This window comes from Alteromonas sp. ALT199, from assembly GCF_018619335.1.
Classification (GTDB): Bacteria; Pseudomonadota; Gammaproteobacteria; order Enterobacterales; family Alteromonadaceae; genus Alteromonas.
Genome location: NZ_JAHHDX010000156.1, coordinates 1 through 9,722 on the forward strand (window position 1 = coordinate 1; position 9,722 = coordinate 9,722).

The window sequence follows — 9,722 nt, forward strand, 5'->3', positions numbered from 1 at the left end:
AACACAAATAATACAGACAGATCACGACAAAACTGAAAGTTATTTACAAAAACTAACATGTTTTATATAAAATTTTACATATAAGTCTTTTTAGTTACAGATTGGCAAGTACAAAAAATTAAAAAAGCGCGCATGAAATTGCTTTCAGCGCGCCTATCTTTGTTAATGATGAGGATTAAAGGCGATTAGCAGAGTAATCCTAGAGGGCTTATCTACAAAATAAGATCGTGCATCCAATTAAGTGAAGGCAACTGCTGTTCTGGTTGGTAAAACAGTCGGTTCATTCTACCAAGTAAGTTAACGGAACGACTAGGATCGTGCGCTTTCACTCTGTGCTCACTTTCGGTAAGCATAAATTCCCATGGCTGAAGATTAAGCTCATCTACCTCTTCTTGCGTAACGCCGAGCGACTGTAACGTTGACAAAATTCGTTCAGTCTTGCTTTCGATAATAGGGATAATATCGTGACCATATAAATCGTCGAGTGGTTCGTTGATTGCTTCTAATGTGTGATTTATCGCTGCCCACACCTCATCGTGATCAAACGCCCAGCCTCGTGGCGCATAATATCCTTCTATTTCCCATTCAAATTCAGCGTTGCTAACAGCAACAGAGCTTTCCGCTTCTGGAGAATAGGCTAAATCAGGTTTAGCGCCGATATTGTAGGCATCCACGCTCATGGCAATACAAATTATCAAATCGCCACAGTGTTGTTTGTTGGTATAAAGCCCTTCAAAAGCCGCCCGCTTAACGCCCATCCAACCGTGTACTTTTGAAGGTTGTTCAACAAAGTGTCGTACATCATCGGGTAAGTCTTCACCATACGCGTTAATGAGCAAAGGAAGCGGGTTTTGATCTGGTGCTTCATCTGGCATCCACACTTCATACTCTTGTCGGTTGTCGGCCTTACCACGACTCTTAATACCATAGGACAAATTTACAGGACGGCAAATACTTCTATCTTCATCCACTTTATGAAAATACTCAGAGCGCATGCGTTTAATGAATGGTGCGTCTAGCCCTGCTAACGCTGCCGTTGGATAGCGATAGCCTATTTCACTATGTTCGACCATGTGTAGCGTAGAAATAGCCTGTGTTAACTTATTTTTTAGCCCTGACAACACGTCTACCCTTGGTAGAACAATACTTCGCTCTGGCTCAATAGTAAGCCTGCTTCCATCTTCAGTTACGAACTTTGGCGTTTTATGAAATTCATAACCCGTGAACCCTAACCCACTCACCGCAGCGTTTCGATATTGAGAAAGCTCACTGAAAAGCGCGGTATGGTTGCGAATATGTTTAAACAACGGTCTTGATGCAGTCATTCTTTTTTCCAATTAAACCTCTTCCATTTGGGCTTTGTTCCGTTTGAACCGATTACTTATAAATTTATATGTGATCAGAAGATTATTTGTCACTTCACCTTAACTTGTTTTTGGCCTTACTTAACTTTTGTCTTGTTCATTTTGCCTTAAAAAACGATGCCATATTTGGGCGCCTATATCATCGTACTCTTTTACGAGGTTACGGAAGCGCTCGCGCATCGTTACATCCACAAGAGGAGAAGGCAATAGAGGGTCAAAAACCAGATGGTACAATGCTCTGTCTCCTATCACATAAGACTCTTTGGTTGCTTCTTCAAGAGGTAGTGACGGCAATCGAGCAAGAGATTTCTCTATTTCACTGCATCCCTCTTCATAAAGCGCTTCTAACTTCAGGTGACTCCAAAGCCCCATCGCTTTGCTTTGCGTTTTACTATCAAAATCGCTGGCGCTAAACACTAAGGCTTTGCGCGATAAACCAAGTGTGTGAAGCTTGTCTCGTACCTCTACCGCACCACCCAGAAAATTATTCGGTCTTATGTACATATCACTTACAAGCTTTCTCATACCTACAAGCTTCAGAGCACGTTCGTTAGTTCTCTGCTGCTTTTTATCACTTTTAGGTAGCGTGTTGGTTTGCGCAACAACCCAATTATTTTGCCAAGGTACAAGTGCACTTTCATCGTCGCGCCATTGATGTATTTCCTTTGCAAAGCGAATGCCTTTGTCGCCCAGTTTGTAATAGCCTCGTTCAACCAAGCTAATGAGCTGCGCAGATTGCAAGCGCGTTAGGGTTACGCGAATATTGTTTTCAGAAATCCCAAACAATGCCCCTACGCGAACAGCTGCACTGGCGTTCATTTGAATACTATCTCGCGAGCCCAGCAATTTAAGCAGTAACTTTCGTGCGATGGGCTTTTTCTCTTCTATTTGTTGCAAACTCTATTTACTTCTTTGTTTCATATAAGGACTAAGTTCTAAACGAGGCCTAAGCTAAGTTCCTAATCAATTTCCTAAACCATCTAAGGCCAAACACCTGTACTCAATAATTATATAAACACACGCTGGGTACAAACATTACATAAATTATCACTTTACAACATTCTCTGTAATGTTTTAGTGTAGGGAACCGTCACGAAGGTACGCCTTGTTTATTCACTAAGTGGAAATGCCATGAATTTATCAAATCGATTTGTTACTCACCTTGTAGAAAACCAGCCTACTATTCCTGCTCCCTACAACTTGTGGCGTGACGATAAATTACTGCGCGCATTGATAGCCCAGAACTTACCTTTATCCCATCAGCATGACGAAGAGCTATTAAGAATATATGGCCAACTGGCAGGTGATGCGCTTATGACTCATGGGGAGCTTGCTAACAAAAATAAGCCCGTTCTTCATACCTTTGATCGCTATGGTCGCCGCATAGATAATGTAGAGTTTCACCCGAGCTATCATGCACTTATGGAAAGTGCAATGCAGCATAATGTGCACAACTATTCATGGAAGCACGAAGGCATTGATGGTGCACATACAGTCCGTGCAGCCTTGATGTATATGCACTACCAAGCTGAGTCTGGCACGTCTTGTCCGCTGACCATGACCTACGCTGCGATCCCTGCCATGCGCTACAAAAACAGCTTACCGCCCCATTACTTAGATAAAACTATCAATGGTGTTTACGACCCTCGCGCCTTGCCCGCTAGTCAGAAAAACGGGCTTACGATAGGTATGGGTATGACAGAAAAACAAGGGGGTTCAGATGTTAGGCGTAATAGCACTTCAGCGTCGAAGCAGGCAGATGGCAGCTACAGCATTGTAGGACACAAGTTCTTTTTCTCAGCTCCCATGTGCGACGCTCATCTTATTCTTGCTCAAGCCGAAGGCGGTCTGAGTTGCTTTTTACTACCAAGGGTATTGGAAAACGGTGAACTTAATAACGTTCGAATTCAGCGTTTGAAAGACAAGTTAGGCGACTGGAGTAATGCTTCCTCTGAAGTTGAGTTTCAAGAAGCCACGGCATACTTAATTGGCGAAGAAGGTCGAGGCGTACCGGTTATCATAGATATGGTGTCATTAACCCGTTTAGATTGCATGATTGGTTCATCGGCACTTATGCGACAATCGCTGGTGCACGCGTTACACCACGTAAGCCACCGCGACGCTTTCGGTAAAACGCTAATCAATCAGCCTCTAATGCAAAACGTGTTGGCAGACTTAACTATAGAATGCACAGCTGCTACCGCACTCACTATGCGCATTGCGAAAGCGGTTGATAGTGCACCGGTTGATAAGCATGAAGCGGCATTGGCAAGACTTGCTACGGCAATTGGAAAATACTGGGTTTGTAAACGTACGCCTGTGTTTGTAAATGAAGCACAAGAGTGTTTAGGTGGTATTGGTTACGTTGAAGAAAACCCCATGCCTCGTTACTACCGCCAAGCCCCGCTTAACTCTATCTGGGAAGGCAGTGGAAACGTGCAATGCTTAGACGTACTGCGCGCATTTGCCAAAGAGCCGGATGTAAAAGAGGCCTTATTCAACGAGCTTAAAACACAAGCAGGCAAAAATAAACACTATGACCTTCACCTTAATAAATTACTCGACGAATTATCTAATACGCAGAACATGGAAACACGCAGCCGCTATTTAACAGAACAAATGGCACTAGCGCTCCAAGCATGCACGTTACTCGATAACAATGAGGCACTTAGCGATATTGCTCACACTTTTTGTGAATCTAGGCTTGGTAAAGCGAGTGGTTTGGCTTTAGGAACACTACCGGAAACCACACCTTTTGAGAAGATTATTGCGCTAGGGCAGATTTCTATTAACTAATGAAGTGAGTAATATTTTACTAAACTTGCTGTGTTCACATTTTCCAATGTATTTAGTTTGGCAAAAAGCTTTTTGAGTAAATCTTATTTAAGCCGCCGCTCTGTGGCTATATGGTCACTGAGCGTTGTAATATTTCGTTGTTTTCTATGGATTGAATTACCGGGCGCGTCCTTTAATTCATCTGAATTAACTCCCTTTGCTCGTGCTACGGTGAAGCGTCTCACCAATTTAGGGCAAGAAGACAAAGTGTTAAAATTCGCAGCAAAAAATTAGAGGTAATGATAAAAGAAGGCGGTATGGATTTACGTACGTAGGAACAACAAACCATTATAAACAAGCACTAAATTCTTTATATTCTCTTGCTTAACCCCCCAGTACTGCTAAATTCCTTTATAACAATCTATTATTTTCCGGTTTTGAGAGTGGCATACTGTTTTTTAGTTTTGACTACTTATTGAAAAAAGTTAAACAAATAAAGAGTCTTTCAAAATATGTTGTCTACGAATAAAGGAATAAGAAAGGCATTACCAATATTAACATTGACCTTTTTTCTGTTTGCTTTGTTACTGGTGTGGTGTTTTTTCAACCTCACTCATAGTACCTATTTTCATCAACTCAATATGCGTCACTTCAAATATACATCAGAATTGACCTCCCTAGTTTATTCGTCCTTTGAAGACGTTGCGCGCTCCCAGCCTATCGATACACAAGCGTTGCGCCAAACGATTATTAAACTGCGTCAACAGCCTCTAGATTGCCTTTCGATGGTAACTAAAACAGATGCTTTCGTTATGAAGATGATTGGCACCGAGTCTATTGTCTTAATTTGCGCTAGAGATGTTGAAACAGGAAACAAATCTCTATTGCATTTAGCCAATTTTGAACAAGGAACTATAAGTAGAGAAATTCTGCAACAGCAACTCGTTAAGGCACTAGACGAATTTAATATTAACTCTACTGAGTTCGAGGAACCTGTAGCTAAAACAGTACACGTTATTTCGACCGTTACACTATGGGTAATTATTATTTCCTCGCTTATTGTTCTGGCCTTCGCGCTATTCATCTCTCGTGCGGTGGCGCTAGGCCTTACTAATCGAGAAGAAGCTATGAAAGCGCTTGCACATAGCGAAGCACGTAACAAACACCTCGCTTATACAGACTCACTGACCGGATTGCCGAACAGAAATATACTCGACCATACCATTAATACGGCGATTAAAAAGGCTGAACGCAGTAACTTACAGTTTGCGGTTATGTTCGTAGACCTAGATAGCTTCAAAGACGTGAATGATACGCTAGGGCATACTGTTGGCGATCAATTACTGATAACAATGGCAACGCGGATTGTTGAGGCATTGCGCTCTAACGACCACGTAGTACGTTTTGGTGGAGATGAATTTGTAGTGGTCTCAGATGGTTTCGAGTCTGTTGAAACCATCGACTATATTGCGCACAAAATTGCCGACACTATAAAGCAACCTGTGAAACTAACAAATAGTGGAAAAGATTCATATATAACCGCTAGTATTGGGGTCGCGTACTACCCTCAAAATGGGTTAAATGCTACGCATTTACTAAAGCATGCAGACGTAGCTATGTATCAAGCCAAGCAGGCGGGCAAAAACCAATATAAAGTGTTTGATGAGCAATCTGCACTTGAGCAAAATAGGAAATTGAGGCTGGTAGATCAACTACATCATGCTATCAGCAATAATGAGCTTAGCATCGCTTACCAGCCTATTGTTCGCCTTGCCGACGGGATGACCGTAGGTAGCGAAGCATTATTGCGCTGGACAAACAGTGACAACGAAACTATTTCACCAGCCGAGTTTATTCCGATTGCTGAGCACTCTGGTCAAATACTTGATATAGGTTACTGGGTATTAGAGCAAGCCTGCAAGCAATGTAAAGAGTGGCATAATGAAGGTGCACACCAACACGCTATGGCCATCAACGTTTCGTCCCATCAATTGAAAGACCCTCACTTTACTGAACGTTTGAAGAGTATTTTGGAAGAGATATCTTTGCCAGCTAGTTTTGTTCACTTAGAAGTTACTGAAAACAGTGCTATTACCGAAGATCCAGCGTGTGTCGCCACCTTACATCAGCTAGCAGCGCTAGGAACCAGGCTGTTGTTAGATGATTTTGGGACTGGCTATTCTTGTTTAAGTTACCTTAAAGACTTACCGTTCCACATACTTAAAATAGATAAAAGTTTTATGCCCGCAGACAATACTATAGCGTCGACAATAATCGCTATGGGACATGAAATGAATATGCCGATTGTGGCAGAAGGCATTGAGGCTATGCCATGTTACGCTCACTTAAAGGCATTAAATTGCCAGTACGGACAAGGTTTTTTGTTTCAAAAACCAGTTCCAGCGCACCAATTTGATACTTCAAAGTATTACGAGTGTTTTGCTTCACCGTCGAATTGAAAATCGAATTGCAGTTTCAAACCAGCACTGCTTCGATTAGTACAACATAAATAAAAAACCCGCTTGTAATAGCGGGTTTTATCGAGAACTGAAAGGCTAGTCACAATTATTTATTTTTTGTGAATGGTATGATTTATATTGTTTATTTCTTCACTCTACGACCAGCAATTAAACTGGCGAATAATAAGCTTAGCATACCAATAGATGCAGGTTCTGAAACTTGAATAGAACTACATTGAGGAAGTGTAGGGTCTTGCACACATATATCAACCGCTTGTTGGCCTACACCAAAAGAAAAGTTATCCCATGTAGTAATACCACCTGGATCAGTGCCTCCAACTCGCAACGATGATACAAAAACTGTTGGGTCAAATACGATCCCGAAAAACTCAGAATGAGATGAGCCAGACGAAGAATTGAAATCGAAAGTAGTTTCAACGCCAGTGTCCGCATTGGTTAAAACTAGCTGCATTCCACCACCATCATTATCATAAACGTCAAAGCCTACTGCGTTCACAGGAGATGCAAAATCAACGTCAAAACTAATTAGCGATGCACTGCTTCTATTTCCGTAAATAGATGGAGAACTACCAAGAACACTATTTGAGCCAATGCTGATCGAACTACCGTTGCCAACATTCGAGTAAGTATTTCCCGCCGTTGTAGTAATACCGGAATTACCGTCGCCTACAGCACCGTCAATGGTGTCTACTGTAAAAGAAAACAATGCCGCTTCCCATGCTGAACGAGCTTCAGCCAGCGTCATTGTGATGCCGTTATTTTGTACGTTTGAGCCTTGATATGTAATGATAGATGCGTTCGCTACTGATGATGCTATCAACACGAGCGCCGAGATGAAAAACTTTGAAAATTTCAATTGAATATTCCTTTATAAATTTAACAGAGACTATAAATGCTTCCATTTCTCCACTGCTCACTAGCAAGAAAAACACCAACATTCAACCCATTGATTTTTAAAGAGTTAAAAAGAAAATCAATCGAACATGTAAACTATACTGACACTCGCCCACAAAAAAGCTGAGTAACTTCAGAACACAGAAAATCGCGCCCCGTTTAAACACTCAGTTTTTTCATTCCTTTAATGTAACGTACGGCTCCGCTGGATTCTTTTTTGCTTAAACTTAGAATTTTTTTGTTAAAATGTACTAAGCTAGTGTTAGCGGAACCTTAATGACTGCCTTATTCACGTTATTAAACGTTTTACAGAGTTCATTTATTACCACGTCTAATTAGTAAGAAAGAAAATCAACTCAAAATGGATTAACCGAATACCCTTTTTGCGCTAGGCGCGCGTGGGCCGTCATGGCTGACAAGTCCATTTTAACACCTTCAATCAAGGCACTTTTTTCAACGCCATGGGCTGCAGCTGACTGCCCGCAAACTATCACTTCAACGCCGTGTTCCATAAGAGCAGCAAGCAGCGTTTCATTGCCATTTGGTTGCCCTTTTCGCTGTTTAAAGTGCTCCGTTTTAAGCATCTCTTCTGTGGCAGAGCCATGAACCACAAGCGCAAGCGCAAGGTTTTCCGGCTTCACGCCGTTAGCTACATGCATATTGATAAAACGTGCCAGCGAATCAAACTTGCGGTTAACCTCACCAGGCTTTGCCGCTTTGGCAACGTCAAAAGCAACCTTGAATGTTTGATTTTCATGAAAACTAACGCCTTCCACAGGCGCATGTTTTCCGTAAGAGTTAAACACTGGGCCATACTCAAAATCTGATTTAGCTGACGCTTGCCCTGTCATAAAGAGTGCCACTGCCAAACCAAGTGACGCTCTGCTAGTTACTTTTTTTATAATCATTTCACATTCCTCGAACTTTAACGCGCAGGTAGCGCTGTTTTATATACTTCAAACGTCATGTCGCTTACATCGCTGCCCGCATCTTGGATTTTACTATTCGTATAGTAAAGCGAACCGTTATAAATACTAAAGGTATCAGCCCAGTTCACCACATCGCCTTTGACTAGTGTGCGAAGGTCGAGGCTCGGTGTAAGATACTGTATCTCTTGCTTTTCTAAGTCAGCTAAATAGATGTTGCCTTCGTGATAAATCATGCCATCTGGCGCACCTGTTGTAGCGACTTTTCGCACTTTTTTAGCCGATACCTCATTCGAGGCGTTCTTTATATCAGAGGTATTAATGGCATACAGTGAATAACCCGACAAAGCATGGAAATATAATGTGTCGTTCAACGTATCTAACGCAATGCCGTCAGACTGAACGGCCATGGTGAAGGGCTTACCTTGAATACTTAAAGTCTCTACCTCAGCTTTTGCGGTTTCATGATTATCTAAAATGCGATAGCTGGTATTGTCGTCAAGGTTATACACCACTAAACCCGCATGTGCCGAATCGGTCATGTATATACGATTTGTATTCTCGTCTACTCGCAAGTCATTAATGTACGAGTCAGGGTGGTAAGCGTCGTCACTGAGGATCAACGTAGCTTCGATTTCGTTTGAGGCTAAATTAACCACAAACATACGAGGTGCATCGATGACACCTGTAAATTTCGGATTGCGAGTATCCAACACATATAGTTTATCTTTATGCGCAACCACCGACTGTACGGCTAAAAAGCAGTCATTTCGCACCTCGCTCTGGGCCACACATTCATTCGACTGACTATTAGGGTAAGCGACAAACTCACCACTTTTGGTAACTTGAGCCACAGAAAAGCGCACGCCGTCACGCCAGTTAGGGGCATTTACAAATACCCTACCATCGTTGCTTACAGTAACGCCTGTAATTTGCGTGCCTTTAATTTCGCCAACCAATTCAACCATTGACTCTGGCGCATTTTGTGCTGCCACATTCCCTGAAAGAAATGCTGAAATCGCGATCGCAAGTAACCCCTGCTTTGCTAACTTTGTCTTCATGTTCTTTTTACCTTTAAGAATGTCATTTATTGCCCGTTTCTACCAAGGTGGCAGTAAGCACTTTCAAGCATAATAGTTACAAAGCTTACGATCATATTGTTGATGTGAAATACCTTTTAGCTTCTCATTCATGCAGACTAACGAATATCAGACGGTAATATTTCAATTTGCGATAATTAGATCCAAATAACGATACGTACTCGTTTAAGATAATAGTTAATA

7 protein-coding genes are annotated in these 9,722 nt (G+C 41.9%); 2 read left to right on the forward strand and 5 right to left on the reverse strand.

What is annotated here, in order from left to right:
* Positions 1 to 212 precede the first annotated feature (212 nt).
* Positions 213 to 1,325, reverse strand: coding sequence for a hypothetical protein (locus tag KL866_RS17805; protein WP_025256025.1), 1,113 nt, complete (start codon positions 1,323 to 1,325; stop codon positions 213 to 215).
* A 120-nt stretch (positions 1,326 to 1,445) separates the two neighbouring features.
* Entirely contained in the window at positions 1,446 to 2,261 is an 816-nt protein-coding gene (locus KL866_RS17810) for a PaaX family transcriptional regulator (RefSeq protein ID WP_214996276.1), read from the reverse strand.
* 234 nt (positions 2,262 to 2,495) lie between these two features.
* On the opposite strand from KL866_RS17810, the gene KL866_RS17815 reads away from it, so the two are divergent.
* Both KL866_RS17815 and KL866_RS17820 read left to right on the forward strand, forming a co-directional pair.
* A complete protein-coding gene (locus KL866_RS17815) occupies positions 2,496 to 4,160 on the forward strand; it encodes an acyl-CoA dehydrogenase family protein (protein WP_025256027.1) in 1,665 nt (554 codons plus the stop codon).
* Positions 4,161 to 4,651: 491 nt separating this feature from the next.
* Positions 4,652 to 6,598, forward strand: coding sequence for a bifunctional diguanylate cyclase/phosphodiesterase (locus KL866_RS17820; RefSeq protein ID WP_025256028.1), 1,947 nt, complete (start codon positions 4,652 to 4,654; stop codon positions 6,596 to 6,598).
* 142 nt (positions 6,599 to 6,740) lie between these two features.
* Here KL866_RS17820 and KL866_RS17825 read toward each other — a convergent pair whose 3' ends face one another.
* The 3 genes from KL866_RS17825 to KL866_RS17835 form a co-directional block, all read right to left on the reverse strand.
* The gene (locus KL866_RS17825; protein ID WP_025256029.1) at positions 6,741 to 7,475 is read right to left on the reverse strand and encodes a hypothetical protein; all 735 of its coding nucleotides are present in this window, start codon (positions 7,473 to 7,475) and stop codon (positions 6,741 to 6,743) included.
* Positions 7,476 to 7,869: 394 nt separating this feature from the next.
* Entirely contained in the window at positions 7,870 to 8,421 is a 552-nt protein-coding gene (locus tag KL866_RS17830; protein ID WP_025256030.1) for a DsrE family protein, read from the reverse strand.
* Positions 8,422 to 8,438: 17 nt separating this feature from the next.
* Positions 8,439 to 9,500, reverse strand: coding sequence for an L-dopachrome tautomerase-related protein (locus KL866_RS17835; protein WP_025256031.1), 1,062 nt, complete (start codon positions 9,498 to 9,500; stop codon positions 8,439 to 8,441).
* Between the last annotated feature and the right edge of the window lie 222 nt (positions 9,501 to 9,722).

Bases quoted from the DNA above. Each gene is read 5' to 3' on its own strand.
- KL866_RS17805 (WP_025256025.1), bottom strand. From the start codon at position 1,325: ATGACTGCATCAAGACCGTTGTTTAAACATATTCGCAACCATACCGCG.
- KL866_RS17815 (WP_025256027.1), top strand. From the start codon at position 2,496: ATGAATTTATCAAATCGATTTGTTACTCACCTTGTAGAAAACCAGCCT.
- KL866_RS17820 (WP_025256028.1), top strand. From the start codon at position 4,652: ATGTTGTCTACGAATAAAGGAATAAGAAAGGCATTACCAATATTAACA.
- KL866_RS17830 (WP_025256030.1), bottom strand. From the start codon at position 8,421: ATGATTATAAAAAAAGTAACTAGCAGAGCGTCACTTGGTTTGGCAGTG.
- KL866_RS17835 (WP_025256031.1), bottom strand. From the start codon at position 9,500: ATGAAGACAAAGTTAGCAAAGCAGGGGTTACTTGCGATCGCGATTTCA.